The 25546-nt window shown below is 73.0% G+C and carries 26 protein-coding genes and 1 pseudogene; 19 read left to right on the forward strand and 8 right to left on the reverse strand.

Annotated elements, in window-relative coordinates; all coding sequences use genetic code 11:
- Positions 1–576, forward strand: coding sequence for a 50S ribosomal protein L17 (gene rplQ, locus ACFQPP_RS11875; RefSeq protein ID WP_376916850.1), 576 nt, complete (start codon positions 1–3; stop codon positions 574–576).
- 106 nt (positions 577–682) lie between these two features.
- Entirely contained in the window at positions 683–1495 is an 813-nt protein-coding gene (gene truA, locus ACFQPP_RS11880) for a tRNA pseudouridine(38-40) synthase TruA (protein ID WP_376916851.1), read from the forward strand.
- Here truA and ACFQPP_RS11885 read toward each other — a convergent pair.
- Complete coding sequence (locus ACFQPP_RS11885) at positions 1473–2123, reverse strand: HAD hydrolase-like protein (RefSeq protein ID WP_376916852.1); 651 nt, start codon at positions 2121–2123, stop codon at positions 1473–1475. The genes truA and ACFQPP_RS11885 overlap by 23 nt on opposite strands.
- Before the next feature lie 74 nt (positions 2124–2197).
- Between ACFQPP_RS11885 and ACFQPP_RS11890 the strand changes: the two genes are divergently transcribed.
- From ACFQPP_RS11890 to glmM, 4 genes are all read left to right on the forward strand, one after another.
- On the forward strand, positions 2198–3625 hold the full coding sequence (locus ACFQPP_RS11890) for a DivIVA domain-containing protein (RefSeq protein ID WP_376916853.1): 1428 nt from the start codon (positions 2198–2200) through the stop codon (positions 3623–3625).
- Between the two features lie 185 nt (positions 3626–3810).
- Positions 3811–4257: a 50S ribosomal protein L13 gene (gene rplM, locus ACFQPP_RS11895; protein ID WP_376916854.1), complete on the forward strand. Its 447-nt coding sequence runs from the start codon at positions 3811–3813 to the stop codon at positions 4255–4257.
- A gap of 22 nt (positions 4258–4279) precedes the next feature.
- Positions 4280–4759: a 30S ribosomal protein S9 gene (rpsI, locus tag ACFQPP_RS11900; protein ID WP_376916855.1), complete on the forward strand. Its 480-nt coding sequence runs from the start codon at positions 4280–4282 to the stop codon at positions 4757–4759.
- Positions 4760–4761: 2 nt separating this feature from the next.
- A complete protein-coding gene (gene glmM / locus ACFQPP_RS11905) occupies positions 4762–6120 on the forward strand; it encodes a phosphoglucosamine mutase (protein WP_376916856.1) in 1359 nt (452 codons plus the stop codon).
- A 46-nt stretch (positions 6121–6166) separates the two neighbouring features.
- Here glmM and ACFQPP_RS11910 read toward each other — a convergent pair whose 3' ends face one another.
- Entirely contained in the window at positions 6167–6706 is a 540-nt protein-coding gene (locus ACFQPP_RS11910) for a CGNR zinc finger domain-containing protein (RefSeq protein WP_376916857.1), read from the reverse strand.
- 76 nt (positions 6707–6782) lie between these two features.
- Here ACFQPP_RS11910 and ACFQPP_RS11915 point away from each other — a divergent pair, with 76 nt between their 5' ends.
- The gene (locus ACFQPP_RS11915) at positions 6783–7766 is read left to right on the forward strand and encodes a DMT family transporter (protein WP_376916858.1); all 984 of its coding nucleotides are present in this window, start codon (positions 6783–6785) and stop codon (positions 7764–7766) included.
- Positions 7767–7776: 10 nt separating this feature from the next.
- Here ACFQPP_RS11915 and coaA read toward each other — a convergent pair whose 3' ends face one another.
- Entirely contained in the window at positions 7777–8706 is a 930-nt protein-coding gene (coaA, locus tag ACFQPP_RS11920) for a type I pantothenate kinase (RefSeq protein WP_376916859.1), read from the reverse strand.
- A gap of 51 nt (positions 8707–8757) precedes the next feature.
- Here coaA and glmS point away from each other — a divergent pair, with 51 nt between their 5' ends.
- From glmS to ACFQPP_RS11965, 9 genes are all read left to right on the forward strand, one after another.
- Positions 8758–10605, forward strand: coding sequence for a glutamine--fructose-6-phosphate transaminase (isomerizing) (glmS, locus tag ACFQPP_RS11925; RefSeq protein ID WP_376916860.1), 1848 nt, complete (start codon positions 8758–8760; stop codon positions 10603–10605).
- Complete coding sequence (locus ACFQPP_RS11930; RefSeq protein WP_376916861.1) at positions 10602–10967, forward strand: holo-ACP synthase; 366 nt, start codon at positions 10602–10604, stop codon at positions 10965–10967. The genes glmS and ACFQPP_RS11930 overlap by 4 nt, the downstream gene beginning before the upstream one ends.
- A gap of 2 nt (positions 10968–10969) precedes the next feature.
- Positions 10970–11935 carry an alanine racemase gene (locus ACFQPP_RS11935; RefSeq protein ID WP_376917329.1) on the forward strand — a complete coding sequence of 322 codons (966 nt, stop codon included), beginning with the start codon at positions 10970–10972 and terminating at the stop codon, positions 11933–11935.
- Entirely contained in the window at positions 11932–12843 is a 912-nt protein-coding gene (tsaE, locus tag ACFQPP_RS11940) for a tRNA (adenosine(37)-N6)-threonylcarbamoyltransferase complex ATPase subunit type 1 TsaE (protein WP_376916862.1), read from the forward strand. The genes ACFQPP_RS11935 and tsaE overlap by 4 nt, the downstream gene beginning before the upstream one ends.
- Complete coding sequence (gene tsaB, locus ACFQPP_RS11945; protein WP_376916863.1) at positions 12840–13400, forward strand: tRNA (adenosine(37)-N6)-threonylcarbamoyltransferase complex dimerization subunit type 1 TsaB; 561 nt, start codon at positions 12840–12842, stop codon at positions 13398–13400. Before tsaE ends, tsaB begins: the two co-directional genes overlap by 4 nt.
- Positions 13397–13843 (forward strand): ribosomal protein S18-alanine N-acetyltransferase, encoded by a 447-nt coding sequence (gene rimI / locus ACFQPP_RS11950; protein ID WP_376916864.1) that lies wholly within the window; start codon positions 13397–13399, stop codon positions 13841–13843. The genes tsaB and rimI overlap by 4 nt, the downstream gene beginning before the upstream one ends.
- Entirely contained in the window at positions 13840–14880 is a 1041-nt protein-coding gene (tsaD, locus tag ACFQPP_RS11955; protein ID WP_376916865.1) for a tRNA (adenosine(37)-N6)-threonylcarbamoyltransferase complex transferase subunit TsaD, read from the forward strand. The genes rimI and tsaD overlap by 4 nt, the downstream gene beginning before the upstream one ends.
- A gap of 90 nt (positions 14881–14970) precedes the next feature.
- Positions 14971–15294: a hypothetical protein gene (locus tag ACFQPP_RS11960; protein WP_376916866.1), complete on the forward strand. Its 324-nt coding sequence runs from the start codon at positions 14971–14973 to the stop codon at positions 15292–15294.
- A 125-nt stretch (positions 15295–15419) separates the two neighbouring features.
- Positions 15420–16313 carry a hypothetical protein gene (locus ACFQPP_RS11965; RefSeq protein WP_376916867.1) on the forward strand — a complete coding sequence of 298 codons (894 nt, stop codon included), beginning with the start codon at positions 15420–15422 and terminating at the stop codon, positions 16311–16313.
- Positions 16314–16397: 84 nt separating this feature from the next.
- On the opposite strand, the gene ACFQPP_RS11970 is transcribed toward ACFQPP_RS11965, so the two are convergent.
- The gene (locus ACFQPP_RS11970; RefSeq protein ID WP_376916868.1) at positions 16398–17576 is read right to left on the reverse strand and encodes an SAM-dependent methyltransferase; all 1179 of its coding nucleotides are present in this window, start codon (positions 17574–17576) and stop codon (positions 16398–16400) included.
- Between the two features lie 171 nt (positions 17577–17747).
- Between ACFQPP_RS11970 and groES the strand changes: the two genes are divergently transcribed.
- The 3 genes from groES to ACFQPP_RS11985 all read left to right on the forward strand — a co-directional run bounded on the left by groES (position 17748) and on the right by ACFQPP_RS11985 (position 20494).
- Entirely contained in the window at positions 17748–18044 is a 297-nt protein-coding gene (groES, locus tag ACFQPP_RS11975; RefSeq protein WP_137756581.1) for a co-chaperone GroES, read from the forward strand.
- An 88-nt stretch (positions 18045–18132) separates the two neighbouring features.
- Complete coding sequence (rarD, locus tag ACFQPP_RS11980; protein ID WP_376916869.1) at positions 18133–19056, forward strand: EamA family transporter RarD; 924 nt, start codon at positions 18133–18135, stop codon at positions 19054–19056.
- Between the two features lie 175 nt (positions 19057–19231).
- A complete protein-coding gene (locus ACFQPP_RS11985; RefSeq protein ID WP_376916870.1) occupies positions 19232–20494 on the forward strand; it encodes an ABC transporter substrate-binding protein in 1263 nt (420 codons plus the stop codon).
- 921 nt (positions 20495–21415) lie between these two features.
- On the opposite strand, the pseudogene ACFQPP_RS11990 reads toward ACFQPP_RS11985, so the two are convergent.
- The 4 genes and pseudogenes from ACFQPP_RS11990 to ACFQPP_RS12005 form a co-directional block, all read right to left on the reverse strand.
- Positions 21416–22138: pseudogene (locus tag ACFQPP_RS11990) on the reverse strand (ABC transporter ATP-binding protein); the annotation flags it as partial.
- Positions 22135–23055: an ABC transporter ATP-binding protein gene (locus tag ACFQPP_RS11995; RefSeq protein ID WP_376916871.1), complete on the reverse strand. Its 921-nt coding sequence runs from the start codon at positions 23053–23055 to the stop codon at positions 22135–22137. The pseudogene ACFQPP_RS11990 and the gene ACFQPP_RS11995, both read right to left, overlap by 4 nt.
- Positions 23048–24073, reverse strand: coding sequence for a branched-chain amino acid ABC transporter permease (locus tag ACFQPP_RS12000; RefSeq protein WP_376916872.1), 1026 nt, complete (start codon positions 24071–24073; stop codon positions 23048–23050). Before ACFQPP_RS12000 ends, ACFQPP_RS11995 begins: the two co-directional genes overlap by 8 nt.
- A complete protein-coding gene (locus ACFQPP_RS12005) occupies positions 24073–25461 on the reverse strand; it encodes a branched-chain amino acid ABC transporter permease (RefSeq protein ID WP_376916873.1) in 1389 nt (462 codons plus the stop codon). The genes ACFQPP_RS12000 and ACFQPP_RS12005 overlap by 1 nt, the downstream gene beginning before the upstream one ends.
- Positions 25462–25546: the final 85 nt, after the last annotated feature.

Here is a 25546-nt window from a genome sequence, read left to right on the forward strand (position 1 = left end):
ATGCCCAGGCCCACGAAGGGACCCCGCCTCGGAGGCGGACCGGCGCACGAGCGCCTGCTGCTCGCGAACCTCGCGGCTGCGCTGTTCACGCACAAGGCGATCACGACGACCGAGACGAAGGCCAAGCGCCTGCGTCCGATCGCCGAGCGCCTCGTCACGTTCGCCAAGCGCGGCGACCTGCACGCGCGTCGTCGCGTGCTCGCCGTGATCGGCGACAAGGGCGTCGTGCACGAGCTGTTCGCCGAGATCGCCCCGCTGGTCGCGGAGCGCGAGGGCGGCTACACGCGCATCACGAAGCTCGGCTTCCGCAAGGGCGACAACGCCCCGATGGCGCGCATCGAGCTCGTGCTCGAGCCCGTGCAGAAGAAGGGCTCGAAGTCGAAGAACGCCGCCGCGGCAGCGACGGCCGCCGCCGACCAGCAGGCCGCCGAGGACCGCGAGGCCGAGGTCGAGTCCGACGAGCTCGAGCAGCCGACGGAGACGACGGAGGAGGCCACCGAGGTCGACACCGACGCGACGCCGGATGCCGACGCCGCCGAGGCCACCGAGCCGCAGTCGAAGGACGAGACCAAGTAGGTCGAGGTCCATCCGCCACGAGGGCGGGAGCGCGATGCGCTCCCGCCCTCGTCGCGTCCGCCGCACCGTGCGGTGCGTGCCGACGGCCGCGGGTAGCGTGGGGAGCATGCCCCGCGTCCGTCTCGACATCGCGTACGACGGCACGGACTTCGCGGGCTGGGCGGCGCAGCCGGGGCTGCGCACCTGCCAGGGCGTGCTCGAGGCGGCCCTCGCGACGGTGACGCGTCGGCCCGTGCGCGTGACGGTCGCCGGCCGAACCGACGCCGGCGTGCACGCCACGGGGCAGGTGGCGCACGTCGACCTCGACGGGGTGCCGGACGCGCGGCTCGCGCACAGGCTGTCGTCGCTCGTGCCGGAGCGCGATCTCGTCGTGCGGGCCGTGACGCTCGCGCCCGACGGCTTCGACGCCCGCTTCTCGGCCACGCACCGTCGCTACGCGTACCGCATCCAGACCCGCGTCGCCGACCCCCTCGAGCGTCGCACGAGCGCGTTCGTGCCGCGGTCGCTCGACGTCGGGGCGATGGCGGCGGCGGCGGAGCTGCTCGTGGGGCTGCACGACTTCGCCGCCTTCTGCAAGCCGCGGGACGGCGCGACGACCATCCGCACGCTGCAGGCGTTCGCATGGGAGGCGCGCGGCGACATGCTCGTCGCGAGCGTGCAGGCCGACGCCTTCTGCCACTCGATGGTGCGCTCGCTCGTCGGCGCCTGCGTCGCCGTGGGGGAGGGGCGACTCGGCGTCGCCGAGGCGGTCGCGCTGCTCGCCGCCCCCGGGCGGTCGAGCGCGTACCGCATGATGCCGGCTGCCGGGCTCACGCTCGTCGAGGTGGGCTACCCGGACGACGCCGAGCTCGCGGCGCAGGCCGAGCGAGCCAGGCGGCGGCGCACGGCGGACGACGTCAGGGCAGCAGCAGACGCCTGAGCTCGTCGACGTCGTCGACGACGTGGCGCGCGCCCGACGCCTCGAGCTCCGCGCGCGAGCCGTAGCCCCACGTGACGGCGACGGCCTCGACGCCGGCCTCGATCGCGCCCTCCACGTCGTGCCTGCGGTCGCCGACCATGACGACGTCGCCCGACGCGGGCACGCCGAGCTCGGCGAGCGCGCGTGCGATGAGCGGTGCCTTCGAGCGCCCGTCGTCGCTCGCGATGCGACCGTGCACGGCGCCGAGCGAGCCGCGCAGGCCGAGGTGCTCGGCGACCGCCTCGGCATCCTCCTGCAGCTTGAAGGTGAGGATGCTCGTGGGCACGCCCGCCGTCGCGAGGTCGGCGAGCAGCGCGGGGATGCCCGGGTAGACGTCCTGCTCCCAGAGGCCGCCGCCGTCGATGAGCCGCTCGCGGAAGAGGCGCATGCCGCGGTCGATCGTCGCCGCGTCGCATCCGCGCTCGGCGAGCGTCGTGCTCGTGGGCGGTCCGAGCCACCTGCGCAGGGCGTCGTCGTCGGGCACGTCCCAGCCGAGCCCTGCGTGCATGTGCCGCAGCGAGGCGAGCAGACCGGGCGCGGAGTCGCTGAGCGTGCCGTCGAGGTCGAGGAGGACGGCGGCGGGAGTCACACGCCGATCCTCGCATCCGGACGGCGTCGCTACGATGGCCTCGTCGGTTCCGATGGCGAGTGGAAGAGACGACGATGACGGACGTGCAGGAGTTCAAGCAGGCCTTCCGCGGCTACGACCAGGCTCAGGTCGATGCGGAGGTGCAGCGTCTGCGCGAGGCGGTCGAGCAGTCCCGCCGGTCGGCGCAGGCCGCGGCGCAGGACGTGCAGGCGCAGGCCGAGCACCACCGCGACGACATGGCCGCCGCCGAGCAGCGCATCACGCGGCTCGAGGGCGAGCTCATCGAGGTCCGCAGCCGCCTGCAGGCCGCGGAGTCGCGGGCCGAGATCCTCGGGCGCGAGGTGTCGGAGGACGGCGAGGAGCCGCGCTTCGAGGAGATCCTCCGCGTCGCCGAGGAGCAGGCCTCGGCGCTCATCGACAACGCCGTGCAGCAGGCCGATCGCATCGTCGCCGACGCGACGAGCCAGATCGAGCGCGATCGCTCGGCGCAGCGCGAGGAGTCGGACCGCATCCTCGCCGCGGCGAAGCACGAGGAGGCGCAGGCGCGCATCCGCATCGAGACCGAGCGCACGGCGCACCAGGCCGAGCTCGAGTCGCGCGAGGCGAAGCACCAGGAGCGCGTCGCGCAGGCCGAGTCCGAGGCGAACGTGCTGATCTCGGAGGCCGAGCGCGCGTCGTCGGCGCTGCGGCAGCAGACGGTCGCGGAGACCGATGCGCTCAAGGCCGAGGCCGAGCGCATCCAGCGCGAGTCGAAGGCCCGCCAGCTCGAGGTCGATGCTGCGGCGAAGCGCCGCCAGGAGGAGGCGCAGCAGGAGTTCCTCCGCCTGCACAACCACGCCATCCAGCACGCGGAGCGCATCACGAGCGACGCGAACGACAAGGTGGCGTCGGCGCTGCAGCACGCCAACCACATCGCCGAGCAGGCGCAGGCGTTCGAGGACCTCTCGAAGGCGCAGGCCGCGCACGTCGAGCGGCAGGCCGTCGCGAAGGCGACCGCGATCCTCGGCGAGGCCCGCACGCGGGCGCAGGCGATCGTCGAGTCGGTGCTCGGGCACTCGAAGGAGGTGCTGCACGAGGCTGAGGACCGCGCGCGCACCCTGCGCTTCCAGCAGCAGCAGCTGCAGGGCTTCCGTGCCGAGCTCGGCCAGCTGATGGCGATCGCCGAGACGACGCGGGCGGCGCTGCCGACCTTCGGCGACGACGTCGCATCCGTGCCGTCCCCGCGGGCGACCGCGCCGGCCACGACCGCGCCGGCCACGACCGCGCCGGACGCGCAGGCGGCGCCGGTGTCCGAGCCCGGCGACGGCGCCGACGACGTCGCGCGGCTCGAGCCGACCATCGAGCAGGATCCGCACGCGCAGCACGTCGAGGTGCTCGACGACCTCGGCGACCTCACCCTCGTGACCGACGATCGCGAGCAGGCTCGGGACCGGTCGGCGGAGGACGGCATCGTGAGCGAGCAGGTCGAGGTCGTCTGGCACGAGGACCGCGACGACCGCTGACGCCCGAGGACACGCCGCGGTGCCGGGCGCGAGATTGACCGGGCGACCGCGGCTCCGGTACAGTCGATCCTTGGTGCGCGCCGCGCTGCGCGCCTCGAGCTGAGCCCTCCAGCCGGTGCCTTCCCCTCGGGGAAGCCCTTGGAGCGGGATGCACGACCATCTCAACTTCGACCCGTGAGGCACACATGACTCGCACTTACTCGCCCAAGGCGAGCGACGTCCAGCACGACTGGATCGTCATCGACGCAACGGACGTGGTCCTCGGCCGTCTGGCCAGCCACGCCGCCGCCCTCCTGCGCGGCAAGCACAAGGCGACCTTCGCGCCGCACATGGACATGGGCGACCACGTCATCATCGTGAACGCCGAGAAGGTCGCGCTCACCGGCCAGAAGCGCGAGCAGAAGCTCGCCTACCGCCACTCGGGCTACCCGGGCGGCCTCAAGGCCACGAGCTACGTGGAGATGCTCGAGCGTCACCCCGCGCGCACGGTCGAGAAGGCCATCCGCGGCATGCTCCCGAAGAACTCGCTGGGCCGCGCCCAGATCAAGAAGCTCAAGGTGTACGCGGGTGCCGAGCACCCTCACGCTGCACAGCAGCCGACCCCGTACACGTTCGACCAGGTCGCCCAGTAGGCGCGAAGAGGAACTGACAATCATGGCGAAGATCGCAGACTCCATCGAGACGCCGGAGAGCTTCTCGACCGAGACGCCCGAGGCCGCCGCGCCCCGTGCGCCTCGCGTGCTCACCGTCGGCGGCCAGGCCGTCGGCCGTCGCAAGCAGGCCATCGCCCGCGTGCGCCTCGTCCCGGGCTCGGGCACGTTCCAGGTGAACGGCCGCACGCTCGAGGACTACTTCCCGAACAAGCTGCACCAGCAGCTGATCAACGACCCCTTCACGATCCTCGAGCTGAACGGCAGCTACGACGTGGTCGCGCGCATCTCGGGCGGTGGCCCCTCGGGCCAGGCCGGTGCGCTGCGCCTCGGCATCGCCCGTGCGCTCAACCAGATCGACGTCGAGAACAACCGCGCCGAGCTCAAGAAGGCGGGCTTCCTGTCGCGCGACGCTCGCGTCATCGAGCGCAAGAAGGCCGGTCTCAAGAAGGCGCGCAAGGCGCCTCAGTACTCGAAGCGCTGACCTTGTCGCGCCTGTTCGGCACGGACGGAGTCCGGGGCCTGGCCGGCGCGGACATCACGGCCGAGCTCGCGCTGTCACTCGCCCAGGCGGGTGCAGCCGTGCTCGGCCGTGCTGCGCGTCTGGAGGGTCGTCGGCCCGTCGCCGTCGTGGCGCGCGATCCGCGCGTCTCCGGCGAGTTCATCGTCGCCGCCGTCTCGGCGGGTCTCGCCTCGAGCGGCGTCGACGTGCTCGACGCCGGCGTCATCCCGACCCCGGCTGCCGCGTTCCTCGTGGGCGACGTCGACGCCGACTTCGGCGTCATGATCTCCGCGTCGCACAACCCCGCGCCCGACAACGGCATCAAGTTCCTCGCTCGCGGCGGCCTCAAGCTGCGCGACGCGACGGAGGACGACATCGAGCGTGCGATGGCCGAGCAGCCCATCCGCGCCGTCGCGGGCGACGTCGGGCGCATCCGACGGTTCGCGGATGCCGAGGATCGCTACGTCGTGCACCTGCTCGGCACGCTCGACACGCGTCTCGACGGCCTGCACGTCGTGCTCGACTGCGCGAACGGCGCCGCGTCGGGCGTGAGCCCGGATGCGTTCCATGACGCGGGCGCGCAGGTCACGGTCGTGGGCGCCGAGCCCGACGGGCTGAACATCAACCGCGACGTCGGCTCGACGCATCTTGAGCTGCTGCAGGAGCGCGTGGTCGCGCTCGGCGCCGACCTCGGCATCGCCCACGACGGCGACGCCGACCGGTGCCTCGCGGTGGCCGCCGACGGCACGGTCGTCGATGGGGACCAGATCCTCGCGATCCTCGCGATCTCCGCGAAGGCGCGCGGCGAGCTCGTCGACGACACGCTGGTGGCGACGGTCATGTCGAACCTGGGTCTGCGGCTCGCGATGGCCGAGCACGGCATCGAGCTCGTGCAGACCTCGGTGGGCGACCGCTACGTGCTGGAGGCGCTCGACGCGTACGGGCTCACGCTCGGTGGCGAGCAGTCGGGGCACGTGATCCTCACGAAGCATGCGACGACGGGCGACGGCGTGCTCACGGGCCTGCACATCGCGCAGGAGATGGCGCGCACGGGGCGCTCGCTCGCCGACCTCGCCTCGGTGATGCAGGTCTTCCCGCAGGTGCTCGTCAACGTGCGCGGCGTCGATCGCCTCGCGCTCGCCGGCGACGACGTCATCGCGGCCGAGGTCGCGCGGCACGAGGCCGAGCTCGCCGATGCTGGTCGCGTGCTGCTGCGTCCGAGCGGCACCGAGAAGCTCATCCGCGTCATGGTCGAGGCGCGCGAGCAGCACACGGCCGATCGCGTGGCGCACGAGCTCGCGGAGCTCGTGCGCGATCGTCTCGGCATGCCCGCCGAGGCCTGAGCCCGCTCGCGCCCGCCGCGCCCGCCGCATGGCGGGGCGGCGGGCGTCAGCGTGCCCTGGCGCGGTAGGCGGCGACGTTGACGCGCGACTGGCACGCCGTCGAGCAGAAGCGGCGCGACCGGTTGCGCGAGAGGTCGAGCATCGGCAGCCCGCAGCGGGGGTCGGCGCAGCGCTTGCAGCGCTCGGTCTCGCCGAGCCGGATGAGGTCGACGAACGCGATGGCGGTCTCGACGGCGATGCGCTCGGCGAACGGGCGCTCCGGGTCGATCGCGTGCAGGTGCCAGTCGATGCCGTCGTGGCGCACGAGCTGCGGCGCGGCGTCGGCGGTGCGGAGGATGGCGTTGGCGAGCGCCGGCACGTCGTCGCGCTCGGCGTCCCACATGGCGAGGAGCGACGGCACGACGTCGCGCACCTCGTGCGCCTCCGCGTCGTCGTGCGAGCGTGCGCCCGTGTAGGCCGCGCTGCCGATCGCGGCGGAGAGGCCCGCGGCGTCGTCGAGGGCGCCGTCGGCGGCGGCCGCAGCGAGGTCGACGACGGCGTCGAGGGCCGCGACGGTCTCGGTCGGCAGCCGAAGCGGCGTCACCATGCTGCGCATCCCATCCGTCATACGATAGCGTCACGACCGTACGCAGGTACGCCCATGACATCGACGGGATGGCGCCATGACCGATCGCCGCAGCCTCGGCCTGCTGCTGTGCCTCGCGGCCGCGGGAGCGTTCGGGTTCTCCGGGATCTTCGCGAGCGCGCTCATCGGCTCGGGATGGTCGCCCGGCGCCGTCACGACCGCGCGCATCTCGCTCGCCGCCCTCGTCATGCTCGTGCCCGCGCTCCTCGCGCTCCGCGGCCGCTGGAGCGCGCTGCGGACGGGCCGTTGGCAGGTGCTGCTGTTCGGCACCTTCGCCGTCGCGATCTGCCAGCTCGCCTACTTCAGCGCAGTGCAGCGCATCCCGCCCGCACTCGCGCTGCTCGTCGAGTTCCTCGGCCCCGTGCTGCTCGTCGGGTGGACGTGGGCGCGCACGCGCCGCTCGCCCGCCGCGCTCACGCTCGTGGGCGCCGGCGTGGCCGTGCTGGGCCTCGGGCTCGTCTCGGGCGTCGGCCAGGCGGAGGGCCTCGATCCCGTCGGCATCGGGCTCGCGCTCGTCTCGGCCGTCGGCAACGCCGTCTACTGGGCCTCCGCGGCATCCACGGGGCACGGGCTGCCGCCCGTGACGCTCGCGGGGCTCGGGCTCGCGGTCGGTGCCCTGCTGCTGCTCGCCGCCGGGGCCGTCGGGGTGCTGCCGATGACGGTCGCGACCGCCCCGACGGTGCTCGCGGGCGCCGAGGTGCCGATGGTCGTGACGCTCTCGCTGCTCGTGCTCGTCGCGACGGTCGCGGCGTACGTGCTGGGCGTCACGGGGGTGCGCATGCTCGGCGCGACCGTGTCGAGCTTCCTCGGCTACTCCGAGCCGCTGTTCGGGGTGCTGTGGATGGCCGTGCTGCTCGCGATCGTCCCCACGCCGGTGCAGGGGCTCGGGGCCGTCGCGATCCTCGCGGGCGTCGTGCTCGTGCGCGCCGGCGAGCTGCGCAGGCCCCGCGCCGAGCGCGATGCGGTGACGGCGCCCGTCGAGTTGCCGCTCGTCGCGCCGGAGCTGCCCGCGCGCGAGTGAGCCGCGCGGCTCAGATCTTGCGCAGCAGCACCGAGCGCACCGTGTGGTCGGCGTCCTTGCGCAGCACGAGGTCGGCGCGCGAGCGCGTCGGCACGATGTTCTCGGCGAGGTTCGGCCCGTTGATGGCATCCCAGATGCCGATGGCGTGCGCGCGCGCAGCCTGCTCGTCGAGGTCGGCGAAGCGGTGGAAGTACGACTCGGGCTGCTGGAAGGCGCCCTGCTGCAGCGCGAGGAAGCGCTCGACGTACCATTCGCGGATCGACGCGGTGCGGGCGTCGACGTACACCGTGAAATCGAAGAGGTCCGACACCGCCATGTGCGCCTTCGACGCCGGGGGCTGCAGCACGTTGAGACCCTCGACGATGAGGATGTCGGGCCTGCGGATGACGACGCGCTCGTCGGGGACGATGTCGTAGGTGAGGTGCGAGTACACCGGCACCTCGACCTCCTCGGCGCCCGACTTCACCTTCGAGATCGCCGACAGCAGCGCCCGGCGGTCGTACGCCTCCGGGAAGCCCTTGCGCTGCATGAGGCCGCGTCGCTCGAGCTCGGCGTTGGGGAAGAGGAAGCCGTCGGTCGTGACGAGGTCGACGCGCGGGCTGCCCTCCCAGCGGGCGAGCAGCTCCTGCAGCAGCCTCGCGGTCGTCGACTTGCCGACCGCCACCGAGCCTGCGACGCCGATGACGAAGGGCACGCGGTGGGCGCGCTCGCCGAGGAAGGTCGCCGTCTCGTCGTGCAGGCGCCTCGCCGACTCCTGGTAGAGGCTCACGAGGCGCGAGATCGGCAGGTACACCTCGGCGACCTCGCGCAGCTCGAGCCGGTCGCCGAGGCCGCGCAGCCTGGCCACCTCGCGCTCGGTGAGCGGATTCGGCGTCGTCGGCGCGAGCCTCGACCATGCGACGCGATCGATCTCGACGAACGGCGTCTGCTGGTGGACCACGACCGTCGAGCCTAGCGTCGGGCACCTGATCGCGCCGGTACGCTGGGGGGCATGTGCGGCATCGTCGGTTACGCAGGTCCCCGCAGCACCGTCGAGGTGCTGCTCGAGGGGCTCGGCCGCCTCGAGTATCGAGGCTACGACTCGGCGGGCGTCGCCGTCGTCGGCGACGAGGGCGTCTCGTGGCGCAAGCGCGGCGGCAAGCTCGGCGTGCTGCGCTCGTCGCTCGACGACGCGCCCCTGCCCGAGTCGGGCATCGGCATCGGGCACACGCGCTGGGCGACGCACGGCGGCCCCACCGACGAGAACGCCCACCCGCACCTCGGCGACCACGGGCGCCTCGCGCTCATCCACAACGGCATCATCGAGAACTTCGCCGAGCTGCGCGCCGAGCTCGACGCGGCGGGCGAGGTCTTCACCTCCGAGACCGACACCGAGGCGGCGGCGCTGCTGCTCGGCAGGCTGTTCCGCGAGCACGGCGACCTCACGCAGGCGATGCTCGCGCTCGCACGCAGGCTCGAGGGGCAGTTCACGCTGCTCGCCGTGCACCTCGACGAGCCCGACGTCGTCGTCGGTGCGTGCCACAACTCCCCGCTGCTCGTGGGCCTCGCGGAGGGCGAGCAGTTCCTCGCGAGCGACGTGAGCGCCTTCGTGCGCTACACGCGCCACGCCCGCGCGCTCGGCAACGACGAGATCGCCACGATCACGCCCGAGGGCGTCACGGTCGTCGACTTCGACGGCCGGCCCGTCGAGGGCGAGACGTTCGAGGTGACGTGGGATGCGGCAGCCGCCGAGAAGGGCGGATGGTCGTCCTTCATGGCGAAGGAGGTCTCCGAGGATCCCGAGGCCGTCGCGAACACCCTGCGCGGCCGCATCGTCGACGGCCTGCCGGAGCTCGGCGAGCTCGGCTCCCTCGATGCCGACGTGCTGCGCGGCATCGAGCGCGTGCAGATCGTCGCGTGCGGCACGGCGGCGTACTCGGCGATGGTCGGCAAGTACGCCATCGAGACGTGGGCGCGCATCCCGGTCGAGGTCGACCTCGCTCACGAGTACCGCTACCGCGACCCCATCGTCGACGAGCGCACCCTCGTCATCTCCATCTCGCAGTCGGGCGAGACGATGGACACGAAGATGGCCGTGCAGCATGCGATCGAGCGGGGTGCGCGCACCCTGTCGATCTGCAACACGCAGGGGTCGACGATCGCTCGCGCCTCCGAGGCCGTGCTCTACACGCACGCGGGCCCCGAGGTCGCGGTCGCCTCGACGAAGGCGTTCCTCGCGCAGGTCGTGGGACTGCTGCTCACGGGCCTGCACCTCGGCCGCGTGCGCGGCACGATGGCCGACGACGCGATCCGCGAGGTCACCGAGGCGCTCGAGGAGCTGCCCGAGCAGCTGCGCACCCTGCTCGCCGAGCAGGGCGAGATCCAGCAGCTCGCGCAGTGGATGAGCGACACGCGCTCCGTGCTCTTCCTCGGCCGCCACGTCGGCTACCCGGTGGCGCTCGAGGGTGCGCTGAAGCTCAAGGAGCTCAGCTACATCCACGCCGAGGGATTCGCGGCGGGCGAGCTGAAGCACGGGCCGATCGCGCTCATCGAGCCCGGCCAGGTCGTGTTCGTCGTCGTGCCGAGCCCGCGCCACCAGCAGGGGCTGCACGCGAAGGTCGTGTCGAACATCCAGGAGATCCGTGCGCGCGGCGCTCGCGTCATCGCGGTCGCCGAGGCGGGCGACTCGGCGGTGCTGCCGTACGCGAACCAGGTGCTGCGCATCCCGCTGACGCTGCCGCTGCTCGAGCCCGTGCTCGCGGTCGTGCCGCTGCACGTCTTCGCGCTCGAGCTCGCGACGGCGAAGGGCCTCGACGTCGACCAGCCGCGCAACCTCGCGAAGTCCGTGACGGTCGAGTGATCGTCGGGCTGGGCATCGACGTCGTCGATGTGGCGCGCTTCGAGCGCGCCATGACGCGGACGCCCGGCCTCGCCCAGCGTCTCTTCGCCGACGTCGAGCTCGTCGTCGACGGCGCACCCAGGCCCGTGCGGTCGCTCGCTGCCAGGTGGGCGGCGAAGGAGGCGGCTGCGAAGGCGCTCGGCACGATCGACGGCCAGCGCTGGCGCGACCTCGTCGTGGCATCCGACGCGCACGGTGCGCCGAGCCTCGAGCTCGGGGGCGCCTGGGTGGCGCTCGCGGCGTCGCGCGGCGCGACGAGCGTGCACGTGTCGCTCACGCACGACGCGGGGGTGGCCGCCGCCGTCGTCGTGGCGGAGGCGTGACGATGCGGCACGTGGATGCGTCGGCGATCGCCGAGAACGTCGCGACGATCGCGGGCGGCATCGACGCTGCCGTGTGCGGCGTCGTGAAGGCCGACGGCTACGGCCACGGTGCCGTGGTGGCCGCCAACGCGATGCTCGAGGGCGGCGCTGCGTGGCTCGGCGTCGTCGACGTGGCCGAGGCGCTCGCGCTGCGCGGGGCCGGCATCGACGCCCCGATCCTGGCGTGGCTGCACGCCGCCGAGCCGGACCTCGCCGCGGCCGTCGCGGCTCGGGTCGACGTCGGCGTGTCGAGCATCGGCCAGCTCGAGCGCGCGGCGGCCGTCGGCGCGACGGTGCACGTGAAGGTCGACACGGGGCTCGGCCGCAACGGCGTGCCGCTCGGCGAGTGGCAGGCGGTCGTCGAGCGCGCGGCAGCGCTGCAGGCGCAGGGGGCGCTGCGCGTGCGCGGCATCTTCTCGCATCTCGCGGGGGCGAGCGCCGAGTCGGATGCGGCGCAGCTCGCGGCGTTCGCGGACGCGTGCGCGGCAGCCGCCGTGCTCGAGCCGGAGGTGCGGCATCTCGCGAACTCGTCGGCGACCCTCGGCATCCCCGGCGCCGCGCACGACATGGTGCGCGTGGGCATCGCCGCCTACGGCATCCACCCCGACGGCGACGACGCGGCGGGCTCGGCGGCGACGGCTGCGGGTCTGCGGCCGGCGATGCGCGTGACGGGCTCGGCGCGCTCCGGCGTGCTCGACCTCGGCGCTCGCGACGGCCTGCTGCCCGCGCCCGGCGCGCCGGTGCTCGTCGACGACCGCGTGGTGGCGGTCGTCGAGGTGGGTGCGCGGTCGACGACGCTGTCGCAGCCGGTCTCCGGCGATGCGGTGCTGTGGGGCGATCCCGCGCGGGGCGAGCCGACGGCGGTCGCGTGGGCGCTCGCCGCCGGCACGATCGGCTACGAGGTCGTGACGAGGATGGCGGCCGCATGAGCGCCGAGCAGCATGGGCGCGCGGCGCCGCGGCGCGTCGCGACCGTCGACCTCGCCGGCCGCGTCGTGCGGCTCGTGGGCGAGGTCGTCTCCACGAAGCGCGTGCCTGCCGGCCACGGCGTCTCGTACGGCAGCGACCACGTCACGGCGGGCGAGACCACGCTCGCGCTCGTCGCGCTCGGCTACGCCGACGGCGTGCCCCGTACCGCGTCGGGTGCCGCGCCCGTCACGGTCGACGGCGTCGCGCATCCCATCGCCGGTCGCGTCGCGATGGACCAGGTGGTGCTCGACGTCGGCGACGCCGTCGTCGAGCATGGCGCCGAGGCGGTGCTGTGGGGCTCGGGCGGCACGGCGGTCGAGGCGTGGGGCGATGCCGCACGCGTGCCCGCGCGGCTGCTGGAGGCGTTCGTCGGCCCGCGCGTCGACGTCGTGGTCGAGGGCGTCGTGGGCGACGCCGACGCCATGGAGGGCCTGGGTCGCAGGCTCTCGGCCGTGCTCGGCGCGGGCGACGTCGTCGTGCTCACGGGCGAGCTCGGCGCGGGCAAGACCACGCTGACGCGCGGCATCGGCGACGGGCTCGGCGCCATCGGCACCGTGCAGAGCCCCACGTTCGTCATCGCGCGCACGCACCGCACGGCCACGGTGCCGCTGCTGCACGTCGACGCCTACCGGCTCGGCGACGAGGCCGAGCTCGACGACCTCGACCTCGACGTCGACGCCTCCATCACCATCGCCGAGTGGGGACTGCCGCTCGTGCACGCCGTCGACGCCTGGCTGCACGTCGAGATCGAGCGCCCCATCGGTGGCGAGGCGGACGCAGACGACGAGCCGCGCCGCATCCGGCTCACGGGGCACGGCGACCGCTGGCCGGCGTCCCGGCTGCTGGCATTCGCGAGGGGGAGCGCATGATCCTGGCCATCGACACGTCGCTCGGCACGTCGATCGCGCTCGTCGACGGCGACCGCGTCGTCGCGGCGCGCGACGAGCACGACACGCGCAGGCATGCCGAGGTGCTCGACGTGCTGCTCGCCGAGGTGCTCGGGATGCACCGCGGCGAGGTGACGCAGGTCGTCGCGGGCCTCGGCCCCGGCGCGTTCACGGGCCTGCGCATCGGCATCGTCGCCGCGCGTGCCGCCGCGCTCGGGCTCGGCGTGCCGTGGGTGGGCGTGTGCAGCCACGACGCCGTGGGCGTCGCCGAGCCGGGGCTCGTGCAGGTCACGACCGACGTGCGCCGCCGCGAGCGGGCCTGGAGCCTGCACGAGGGCGGCCGCCGCATCCAGGCGCCTGCGCTCGCACCCGCGGCCGACGTGCCCGGCGTCGAGGGCGCGCGCCGCGTCGACGCCGACTGGATCTCGGCGGCGGGGCTCGTCGCCGCGCTGCACGCCGGCGCCGAGACCGGACGCGAGGCGATCTACCTGCGCGAGGCGGATGCGGTGCCGTCGGCTCCGAAGCGGGTGACGTCGTGATCGCGCTGCGCACCGCGACGCTCGACGACGTCGACGCGATCATGGCGATCGAGACGGCGTCGTTCGGCCTGACGGCATGGACGCGCGACACGATGGCGAGGGAGCTCGCGAGCGAGTGGGGCCGCTACGTCGTCGCCGTCGACGACGCGGGCGCCGTCGTCGGCTACGTGGGCCTGCGCGCCGTCGGCGTCGAGGGCGACATCCAGACCATCGCGGTCGGCGAGGCGGCGCGCGGCACGGGGCTCGGCCGCCGTCTGCTGGCGCAGGCGCAGCAGGATGCGCGCGACCGCGGGGTGCAGGAGCTCTTCCTCGAGGTCCGCGAGGACAACGCGCCGGCTCGGGCGCTGTACGCCTCCGAGGGGTTCGTGGAGATCGGCGTGCGCCCCGGCTACTACCAGCCGGAGGGCGTCGACGCCATCAGCATGCGGAAGGAGCTCGCATGAGGCCGCTCGTGCTGGGCATCGAGACGAGCTGCGACGAGACGGGCGTCGGCATCGTGCGGGGCGACGAGCTGCTCGCGAACGTCGTCGCGTCGTCGATGGACCTGCATGCGCGCTTCGGCGGCGTCGTGCCGGAGATCGCGGCGCGTGCGCACCTCGAGGCGATGGAGCCGACGATCGAGCGCGCGCTCGTCGAGGCCGGCGTCACGCTCGACGAGCTCGACGCCATCGCGGTGACGGCGGGGCCGGGGCTCGCGGGCGCCCTCATGGTGGGGGTGGGTGCCGCGAAGGCGCTCGGCGTCGCGACGGGCACGCCCGTGCACGGCGTCAACCACCTCGTGGGGCACGTCGCCGCGGATGCGCTGGCCGGCGGCCCGATCGACGAGGAGACGATCGCGCTGCTCGTCTCGGGCGGCCACACGTCGCTGCTGCACGTGCGCGACGTCGACGCCGACGTGCGCACGCTCGGCGAGACGATCGACGACGCGGCGGGGGAGGCGTTCGACAAGGTCGCGAGGCTCCTGGGGCTCGGCTACCCGGGTGGCCCGTCGATCGATGCCGCGGCCGTCGACGGCGACCCGTCCGCCGTGCGCTTCCCGCGGGGCCTGACGGCGCCGAAGGACCGCGAGCGGCATCGCTTCGACTTCTCGTTCTCGGGGCTGAAGACCGCGGTCGCGCGCCACGTCGAGCGCGAGCGCGACGCGGGCGGGCTGTCGGTGCCCGACGTCGCCGCGTCGTTCCGCGAGGCCGTCGTCGACGTGCTCGTGACGAAGGCGCTCGACGCGTGCGCCCACACGGGCGTGCCGCGCCTGCTGCTGGGCGGCGGCGTCGTCGCGAACCGCAGGCTGCGCGAGGTCGCGGCCGAGCGCTGCGAGGCCGCGGGCGTCGCGCTGCGGGTGCCGCCGCTGTCGCTGTGCACCGACAACGGCGCGATGATCGCGGGCCTCGGCGCGCGGCTCGTGGCGCGCGGCGTCGCCCCGAGCGCACCGGGCTTCGGCGTGGAGTCCACGCTCGACGCCGGCACCATCCAGGTCGCCTGACGCGGCCTCGACGCCCGCGATGCGCCCGCGCCGTGGGCCGGGTGCCGCGCGGCAGAGGCGACGCACAGCGTGGGATGCCAGGCTGGGACCGTGAGCATCGCACCGCCGCCCGTCTTCGCAGCGCCCGAGGCGCCCGACGCCGCCGCCTACCGCGCGCCGGCGACCGACCTGCTCGCGATGCTCGCCATCGGCGCCTCCGCAGCCGGGGCGACGCTCCTGCCGTTCCTCGGCTCCATCGCGGGCATCGTGCTTGGCGCCATCGCCATCGTGCGCATCCGCCGCAGCCGTTCGGGCGGGCTCGCGCTCGCGGTCGGCGCGATCGTCGTGGGCGCTGTCGGGCTCGTCGGCATGATCGCCCTCGTGGCCCTGTTCGTGGGCTCGATCGGCAGCATGGCGGCACAGCTCGCACCGTGACGCCAGCCCCGTCGGGTCGCGGGGCCGTGCGGTAGCGTGATGCCGTCACGTCGCGCCGATCGTCGTGTTCCGCGTGACGACCGTGACCCGTGCCTGCCAGGCAGGCGAGCATCCCAGGAGGGACCATGAGCGACCAGTTCTCCCAGCAGGGCGACGACCGGCGCTTCGCGCCGTCGGAGACGCCCGAGCAGCAGCCGTCCGCACCCGGCTTCGGCCAGGACGCGCAGCAGCCCGAGCAGCAGGGGTGGGACGCCCAGAGCGGCACGGCGGGCTCGTGGGGCCAGCCTGCGGCCGAGCAGCAGGCCGCGTCGTCGACGCCGTCGTGGGGCCAGCCCTCCGAGCAGCAGGCCCCGTCGTACGGTCAGCCGTCCGAGCAGCAGGCCCCGTCGTACGGTCAGGCCTCCGCGCCGGCGCCCGCGTACGGCCAGCAGGCCTCCACGCCGTCGTACGGGCAGCAGCCCTCCTATGGCCAGCAGCCCGAGCAGCAGCAGCCGTCGTACGGCCAGCAGCCCGAGCAGCAGCAGCCGTCGTACGGCCAGCAGCCCGAGGCATCCGGCTACGGCCAGCAGCAGGCCTACGGCCAGCAGCAGCCCGCGTACGGTCAGCAGTCGTCGGCACCGGCCTACGGCCAGCAGGACGCCTCGTACGCCCAGCAGGGCTACCAGCAGCCGCAGTACGGCCAGCAGGGCCAGTACGGCCAGCAGGCCGGCTACGGCCAGTACGGCCAGCAGCAGGCCGAGAAGCCCGCGCGCGGCAAGCTCACGGGCCTCACGATCACCGCGATGGTGCTCGCAGGCGTCGGCCTCCTGCTCGCGATCCTCTTCGCACCCGCGAGCGGCCTCGTCATCATCCCGGCGATCGTCGTGTCGGTCATCGCCCTCCGCAAGGCGCCGCAGAACCGCCCGTTCCCGCTCGTCGCGCTGCTGACGAGCATCGTCGCGGCGCTCATCGGCGTCGTCGTCACCATCGTCTACGCGGTCATCTGGCTGCCGTGGTTCGCGGCGGGCGGCTCGTTCTGAGTCGATCGCCGCATGACGAACGCCCCGCCTCGGCGGGGCGTTCGTGCGTTCGGGGGCCGCGTGTCGGCGCCGCGAGTCGGGCGCTCAGGCACGCTCGGCGAGGATCGCGCGGTGCCTGCCGTCGACGCGCGTGGCGATGAGCGTCGCCGCGCCGTCGCCCTGCAGCCGCAGGCGCTTGCGCAGCCGGTCGGGGTCGACGTCGGCGCCGCGCTTCTTGATCTCGAGGGTGCCGATGCCGCGCGCACGCAGCTCGCGCTGCAGCGAGCGCTCGTCGAGCGCGAGCACGTCGAGCACGCGGAAGCGCTGCGTGAACGGGCTCGTGACGTCGTCGTCGGTCGTGAGGTAGGCGATGCGCTCGCTCACGGCGCCCGCGCCGATGCCCTCGGCCACGCGTCCGATGAGGCGCGCGCGGATGACGGCGCCGGCGGGCTCGTGCACCCAGGCGCCGAGCGGCCGCACGGGCACGTCGTCGGCGTCAGGCGTGCCCGCGAGCTCGTGCGCGCCCGCGTCGTCGAGCACGAGCGCCGACGACGTGACGCCGGGCCGCGCGAGCGCGCCCGTCCAGGCGACGGCCTCGACCGTCTCGCCGTCGACGGTCACCCACTGCGCCTCGGCGTCGGCGGGCAGCAGGTCGCGGTCGATCGCGGGCCCGAGCTTCACGCCCATCGGCCGCTCGGAGGCGAGGGTCAGCAGCCAGGGCAGCGCAGGCGACCATGCCTCGACCGGGAGCCGTCGCCCGGATGCGTCGCGCCGCGCGGGGTCTGCCCAGATCGCCTCGACGCTGGCGAGGTCGACGTCCTCGGCGCGCGAGAAGGCGACGGATGCCTCGGGCAGGGGAGCGAGGTTGTAGCCGGCGACCGCCGCGGTGACCTCGTCGGCGTCGACGGCGTGCACGCGGCAGCCGACGCTCGCGATGGCGAGCGCGTCGCCGCCGATGCCGCAGCCGAGGTCGGCGACCGAGGCGACGCCCGCGTCGCGCATGCGGCCGGCGTGCAGCGCGGCGACGCGCAGCCGTGTCGCCTGCTCGAGGCCCGCCTCGGTGAAGAGCATGCGGCTCGCGAACTCGCCGAACTTCGCGGCGCCGCGGCGGCGCAGGCGCGCCTGCGTCAGCACGGCGGCGACGAGCGCGGCGTCGTGGCCGCGGCGCCGCAGCGTCGCGACGGCGCGCACGGCGCCGCCGAGGTCGTCGAGCGACGCGGAGACCTCGTCGAGCAGGTCGAGCCCCTCGCGCGTGAGCAGCATGCGCAGGGCGGTGGCGTCCATCCCACCATCCAAGCAGCACGGCGTCGGTGGGGGTGCGTGCGCTCGGAGCGGACGCACGGGGACGCACGTTGGCACTCATGTTGCCCTGGTGCCAGCCGCTCGCGTACAGTCGACCTGGCACTCGACGACGTCGACTGCCAATCAGACATCCGAATGAGGAAAGAGGGAACCGTGTCGGTCTCCATCAAGCCGCTCGAGGACCGCATCGTCATCCGCCAGGTCGAGGCGGAGACGACGACTGCCAGCGGTCTCGTCATCCCGGACACCGCCAAGGAGAAGCCCCAGGAGGGCGAGGTCGTGGCCGTCGGTCCCGGCCGTGTCGACGACAACGGCAACCGCGTGCCGGTCGACGTCGCCGAGGGCGACCGCGTCATCTACTCGAAGTACGGAGGCACGGAGGTGAAGTTCGGCGGCGAGGAGTTCCTCGTGCTGTCGGCTCGCGACGTCCTCGCAGTGGTCGTGCGCTGACGCACCTCCAGCACCGGTCGTCGACGGCGGCACCCCGCAGGGGTGCCGCCGTCGCGGCATTCCAGCCCGCGCCCACCGCCAGGAGGCGATGACCATGCAGGAGTCCGGACGAGGGCTCGCCTTCGCGATCGGCGCGTACGCCATGTGGGGCGTCGTGCCGATGTACGTCGTGCTCATGCAGGGCGTCGGCGCCATCGAGCTCGTCGGGTGGCGCGTGCTCGCGTCGCTCGCCGTCGCCGCCCTCATCGTGACGGTCGTGCGCGGATGGGGTGCCGTGCGCGCCGTGCTGCGCGACCGGCGGTCGCTCGTCTTCCTCGCGGCGTCCGGCGTCGCCATCCTCGTGAACTGGACGGTGTTCGCCGGCGCGGTGCTCACGGGCCACATCATCGAGACGAGCCTCGGCTACTTCCTGAACCCCATCGTCTCGGTCGTCCTCGCCGTCGTCGTCCTGCACGAGCGCCTGCGCCCGATGCAGTGGGTCGCGGTCGGCATCAGCGCGGTCGCGGTCGTCGTGCTCGCGATCGGCTACGGCGCGTTCCCCTGGATCGCCATCGCGCTCGCCGCCGCGTTCGGCGTCTACGGCCTGCTGAAGAAGCAGGTCGGCGCGAAGGTCGACGCCATCACGGGCTTCACGCTCGAGACCGCCGCGACCGTGCCCTTCGCGCTCGTCATGCTCGTCGGCTCGTCCATCGTGCTCGGCCCCACGATCGACGACGTCTCGCCGCTCGTGCAGCTCGCGGTCGTCGGCTTCGGGCTCGTCACCGCGGTGCCGCTCATGCTCTTCTCGGCCGCTGCGCGTCGCGTCTCGCTCGCGACCCTCGGCCTCACGCAGTACCTCGCCCCCACGATGAGCCTGCTCTTCGGATGGCTCGTGATGCACGAGCCGATGCCGCCGGAGCGTCTCGCGGGCTTCGGCCTCGTGTGGCTCGCGCTCGTCGTGCTCATGGTCGACCTCGTCGTCGCCGAGCGCCGCAGGCGACGCGCGCCCGCCGTCCCCGCACCCGCGCCCTAGCAGCGGCTCGGCTCGCATGGATGCGGGCCAGGACGTTCGCACTGGACCGTGACCGTACTGCGACCAGACCGTTACACGTTCGTCACGAAACCGAGGGTTTCTCGGGCCTGCTCGCGTCTATCGTTGCCTCAACCCCGGCACGGTCGGGGTCATCTCCCTTGACTCAAGGAGCACCATGAAGGCATTCCTTCGACCGCGCTCGCGTCGCAGCGCGCTGATCGCCGTGGGCGCCATCGGCGCCCTCGCGCTCGCAGCCTGCTCGTCCGACGGCGGTGGCGGCGACGCTGGCGGCGGCGAGGGCGACGGCGGCCCCGAGTCGACGCTCTACGTCGGCACGATCCTGCCCCAGACGGGCAACCTCGAGTACCTCGGCCCGCCCGAGTTCGCAGGCGTCGACCTCGCGGTCGCCGACCTCGAGGCCGCCGGCTACGAGTTCGACATCGAGGTCGACCACAAGGACTCGGGCGACACCACGACCGACATCGCCATCCAGTCGGCAGGCGAGCTCGTCGACGCCGGTGCGGACGTCGTCGTCGGCGCCGCGTCGTCGGGTGTGTCCTTCACGTTCGTCGACCAGCTGATCGACGCGAACATCGTGCAGATCTCGCCGGCGAACACGTCGCCCGACTTCTCGGACTACGACGACAACGGCATCTACTGGCGCACCGCGCCGTCCGACGTGCTCCAGGGCCGCGTCCTCGGCAACCTCATGGTGAACAACGGCGCGACCAACGTGGGCTTCATCTACGTGAACGACCCGTACGGCATCGGCCTGGCCGAGAACGCGACGCTGGCCATCGAGGCAGCGGGCGGCGCCGTGGTCGCCTCCGAGGCGTACAACCCCGGCGACACGAACTTCTCGTCGCAGGTCGCCTCGATCATCGCCTCCGGCGCCGACGCGGTCGGCCTCCTGGCGTTCGTCGAGACCGAGAACATCGTCCCCGAGCTGATCTCGACGCAGGGCTACCCCGCGAACCAGGTCTACTTCGTCGACGGCAACCTCTCGAACACGTACGAGTTCCCCGAGGGCACGCTCGAGGGTGCGCAGGGCACGCTGCCCGGCAACCCGGCCGACACGTCCTTCCAGGACCGCCTGGCCGAGGTCGACCCCGACCTCGAGGACTACTCCTACGCACCCGAGTCGTACGACGCCGTCATCCTGGCAGCGCTCGCCGCCGCCCAGGGCGGCTCGGCCGACGCCGACACCATCAAGGAGCACCTGCAGTCGGTCTCCGAGGGTGGCGAGAAGTGCACCGACGTGGCCGAGTGCCTCCAGCTCATCGCCGACGGCGAGGACATCGACTACGACGGCGTCTCCGGGCCCATCGAGTTCGACGAGAACGGCGACCCGACCGAGGCGGTCATCGGCATCTACACCTACGGTGCAGACAACCGGTACACGCTGACGACGACCGAGTCCGGCTCGCTGAACGAGTAGCACGACCGCACCACCGCACCACAGCACGCACCACGAGGGGCCCCGGGCGACCGGGGCCCCTTCGCTGTGCCGTGGGCACGCGCGGCCGAGGGGCGTCGTGCCGCACCTCGACGCCGGCTCGGCGCGCAGCCGCGCGTGCGGGTGCCCCCGGTGCCCTCGCCCGCGGCTGCACCGGTCGCGACGCCCCGCACGGCCCACCCCGTGCTGGCGCAGCGGGGCGGCTCGACACCGCCGGCTCCCCGCTGGCCCCTCACCGGCGTCCGACGCGGCCGGCTCGACGGCGCCGGCCGAAGCGGCAGGCTCCACGGCGCCGGCCGAGGCGGCCGTCTCGACGCCGGCGTCTCCCCACGCGGGCGTCTCCACGCGGGCGTCTCCATGCCCGCGTCTCCACGCCGGCGGGGCCGCATCGGCGTGCTCGCGGGCTGCGGACGCGGCGCGGCATGCCGCGAGGCCGCTCCGGCTGGCACGGCCGTACGGCTCGCACGGCCGCACGGCCGCACGGCCGCACGGCCGCATGGCGAGGATGCCGCGCGGTCCCGTTCGCATGACCGGTCGCAGCGGCGGAGGCCTCGCACCCCGTCATGCGGGGCGACGCCGCATCGGCACGCGCCCGTCGCCGATGCGGGCACGCGCATGGCGCGCAGGTGCGCAGCGGCGACCTCGCCGAGGAGCACGCACGGGCCGTGCAGCGTGTCCGGCACCTCGCGGGAATGCGACGACGGCGGGTGACCCGAGGGTCACCCGCCGTCGTGTGCTGGCGTGGAGCCGGTGCTAGCGCTGCTCGTCGGGCCTGGGCTCGACGTGCGTGGGCTCGACGTGCGCGGGCTCGACGTGCGTCGGCGAGGCTGCGGCCTCCGGTCGAGCGGGCTGCGCGGATGCGGGAGCGACCCGCTCGTGCGAGGCCGTCTTCGCCTTCTCCTCGACGTCGGTCGCGAGCGTGCCGAGGTACAGCTCGACGACCCTCGGATCGTTGAGCATCGACCGGCCCGTGCCCGTGTACGCGTCCTTGCCCTGGTCGAGCACGTATGCACGGTGGGCGATCTGCAGGCAACGGCGCGCGTTCTGCTCGACCATGACGATCGTGACGCCGTGCTTGTTGATCTCCGCGACGCGCAGGAACGTCTCGTCCTGGCGCACGGGGGAGAGGCCCGCGCTCGGCTCGTCGAGCAGCAGCACCGACGGGTCCATCATGAGCGCGCGGCCCATCGCGACCATCTGCCGCTCGCCGCCCGAGAGGCTGCCCGCGCGCTGCTTCCGCCGCTTCGCGAGCTCGGGGAAGAGGCCCGCCACGAACTCGAAGCGCTCCCGGAAGCGCTTCGGCTCCTGGAACAGCCCCATCTCGAGGTTCTCCTCGATCGTGAGCGACGGGAACACGTTGTTGTTCTGCGGCACCATGCCGACGCCCTTGGAGACCAGGCGGTCGGCCTTGAGCCCCGTGATGTCGTCGCCCTTGAGCAGGATCTCGCCGCCGCGGATGTTGACCTGGCCGAAGATGGCCTTCAGCAGCGTCGACTTGCCGGCGCCGTTCGGGCCGATGATGCCGATGAGGTCTCCCTCGTTGGCGACGATCGAGCAGCCGTTCAGGATGTTGACGCCCGGCAGGTAGCCGGCGACGAGATCCTTCGTCTCGAGCACGACGGTCATGCCTTCTCCTCCTCGTCGGTCGCCGCGAGCTCCGCGGCGGCCTCCTCCTCGATCTGCACGACCTGCTGGTTCGTGAGCGTGCCGAGATCGGTGTCGTGGTGCGCGCCCAGGTAGGCGTCGACGACGGCCTGGTCCTGCATGATCGACTCGGGCGGACCCTCGGCGACGACCTTGCCCTCGGCCATGACGATGACCCAGTCGGAGATGTGCCGAACCATGTGCATGTCGTGCTCGACGAAGAGGACGCTCATGCCCTCCTCCTTGAGCCCGAGCACGTGGTCGAGCAGCGACTGCGTCAGCGCGGGGTTCACGCCGGCCATCGGCTCGTCGAGCATGACGAGACGCGGGTCGCTCATGAGCGAGCGCGCCATCTCGAGCAGCTTGCGCTGACCGCCCGAGAGCGACGCGGCGAAGTCCTCGCGCTTCTCGTGCAGCTTGAAGCGGCGCAGCAGCTCGTCGGCGCGCTCGATGTTCGCGCGCTCCTGCGAACGCCACAGGAACGGCAGCAGCGCCGACAGGAAGCCCTCGCCGCGCTGCCCGCGGGCGCCGAGCAGCATGTTCTGCAGCACGGTGAGCCGACCGAGGGACTTCGTCAGCTGGAAGGTGCGGACCATGCCGCGACGAGCCACCTTGTACGCGGGGACGTTGGCGAGCGACTGGTCGTCGAGCTGCCACGTGCCCTCGTTGGGCTTGTCGAAGCCCGTGAGCAGGTTGAAGAAGGTCGTCTTGCCCGCGCCGTTGGGTCCGATGAGCGCCGTGATGGCGTTCCTCGGGATCTCGACGTGCGCGACGTCGACGGCCGTGAGGCCGCCGAACTGCCGCTTGACGCCGTCTGCGACCACGATGGGGTCGACCTTCTTGCAGCCCGGGCCGACGGGGCCGTCGACGAGCGGGTGCGTGATCTGCGTGTCAGACATGGAACGACAGCTCCTTCTTGTTGCCCATGATCCCCTGTGGTCGGAAGACCACCAGCACGACGAGCGCGACGCCGACCGCGACGAAGGCCAGCTGGCCGGCCTGCGAGGCGGACATGGTGCCGAAGATGCCGAGGCCGTGGAGCTCGCCGATCAGTCCGCGGACGAACGAGAGCAGGAACCAGAACAGCACGCCGCCGAGCACGGGGCCCAGCACGGTCGCCGCGCCGCCGAGCAGCAGCGCCGTCCACACGTTGAACGTGAGGGTCGTCGCGAAGCTGTCGGGCTGCACGGCCCTCGGGAAGATGAACAGGATGCCGGCGATGGCTCCCATGACGCCACCGAGCACGAGCGCCTGCATCTTGTAGGAGTAGACGTTCTTGCCGAGGCTGCGCACCGCATCCTCGTCCTCGCGGATGCCCTTGATGACGCGGCCCCACGGGCTGCGCATGAGGCCCCAGACGAGCACGACCGCGACGATCACGAGGATCCAGCTGAGCAGCGTGTACCAGCCGTTGTTCGTGCCGAGCGGCTCGAGCGGCCCCGCGGCGAGGCCGCTGAGGAGGCCGTCGCCCGCGAACGGGTTCGACGCGTTGACGTCGCCCTTGTAGTCGGTGCCGCGGATGCCCTGCGATCCACCCGTGACCTCGGTGAGGTCCTGGGTGCGGGCGACGAAGCGCACGATCTCGGCCGCGGCGATCGTGACGATCGCCAGGTAGTCGCCGCGCAGGCGCAGCGTCGGGATGCCGAGGATGAGGGCGAAGATCACCGAGCAGAGCACGGCGAAGAGGATCGCCGCGATGAGCGAGAGCCACGACGGCCATCCGAACGCCGTCGTCGGGTCGACGAAGCGCGTGAAGATGGCGAAGCCGTAGGCGCCGATGGCCATGAACCCGGCCTGACCGAAGTTCAGGAGGCCGGCGTAGCCGAAGTGGATGCCGAGGCCGATGGCGGCGAGGGCGTAGGCAGCGGACTCGGCGGAGATGAGGTTGCCGAGGGAACCGAGCAGGACGTCGAGCATCAGCCGATCCTCTCCTTACGACCGAGCACACCCTGCGGCCGCACGAGCAGCACGAGGATGAGGATGACGAGGGCGACCGCGAACCGGAGGTCGCTCGGCAGCCAGAGCGTCGAGACCTCGGTGACGATGCCGATGATGAGCGCGCCGACGAGGGCGCCGAACGCGCTGCCGAGCCCGCCGAGGGTGACGGATGCGAACAGCAGCAGCAGGATGAGGAAGCCCATGTCCCAGCGCACGCTCGCGCCGATGAAGTACGCGTAGAGCACGCCGGAGAGGCCCGTCAGCATGCCGGCGAGCACCCACACGATGCGGATGACCCGGTCGACGTTGATGCCCGACGCGGCCGCGAGGCCGGCGTTGTCGCTGACCGCTCGCGTCGCCTTGCCGATGCGCGTCCGCGTGAGGAAGAACGCGACGCCCGCGAGGATGAGGATCGACACGACCATGCTGACGATGTTCGAGACGTTCACGTTGAACGTGCCGAACGAGATGCGCGCGGAGTTGTCGACGGCGAGCGTGCTGCTGCCGCCTCCGAAGAGGAACTGGTAGAAGTACCGCAGCGCGATCGAGAGGCCGATCGTCACGATCAGCACCTGCACGAGGCCGACGCGTCGTCGCCGGAGCGGCTTGAAGATCGCCGCGTCGTGCAACCAGCCGAACGCGGCGCTCGCGAGCAGGACGCCGATGATCGCCACCCAGACCGGCAGGCCGATCGCCGTCGTCAGCAGGAAGAAGGCGAAGCCGCCGAACGTCACCATCTCGCCGTGGGCGAAGTTGTTGACGCCGGTGGTGCCGAAGATGAGCGTGATGCCGATCGCCGCGAGCGCGAGCAGCAGGCCGAAGTTGAGGCCCGTGAAGAGGCGCTGGCCGAGGCGCGCCCACGAGAACGAGCTGGTGCTCGAGCTCGACGCGTTGGACTCGGAGTCGCCGTCGTCGCCGCCGCCGCCCTCGGAGTCGGCGCTCGGCGCGGGCTGGAACGATCCCGGCGCGCCGATGCCGAAGAGCACGCTCTGCGAGCTCGTCGTGCCGAGCGTGAACTCGCGCGAGACGTGCGCGGGGTTCACCTCGAGCCCGTCCGGGATCGTCGTCTCGTCGATCGACACCGTGTAGTCGCCCGGTCCGGGCGTGGCGATCGACCAGCGGCCGTCGTCGGCCGTCGTGGCGGTGCCTGCGAAGCCGTCGGGGCCCGTCGCCTCGATCACGACGCCCGCGATGGGCGTCTGCGGATCGGAGCGGACGATGCCCTGGAACTGGTACCCGCTGCTCGAGTCCGAGGGCGGGGCGGTCGCGTCGGCGGGGGGTGCCCCGAGTCCGAGTGCGACGGCGAGTGCGGCGAGCAGCGCAGGGATGGCGAGCCACCACCTGGCCGGTCGGAGCGTCTTCTCCACATGTCCTCCAGTGGTCCGTGCCGCACCCAGAAGGGAATGCGATGCGAGGGTGCTTCGTTGCACGGTGCAGTCAATGTAGCCCGGG

The sequence above is a fragment of the Agrococcus sp. GCM10030265 genome, assembly GCF_042666675.1.
Classification (GTDB): Bacteria; Actinomycetota; Actinomycetes; order Actinomycetales; family Microbacteriaceae; genus Agrococcus.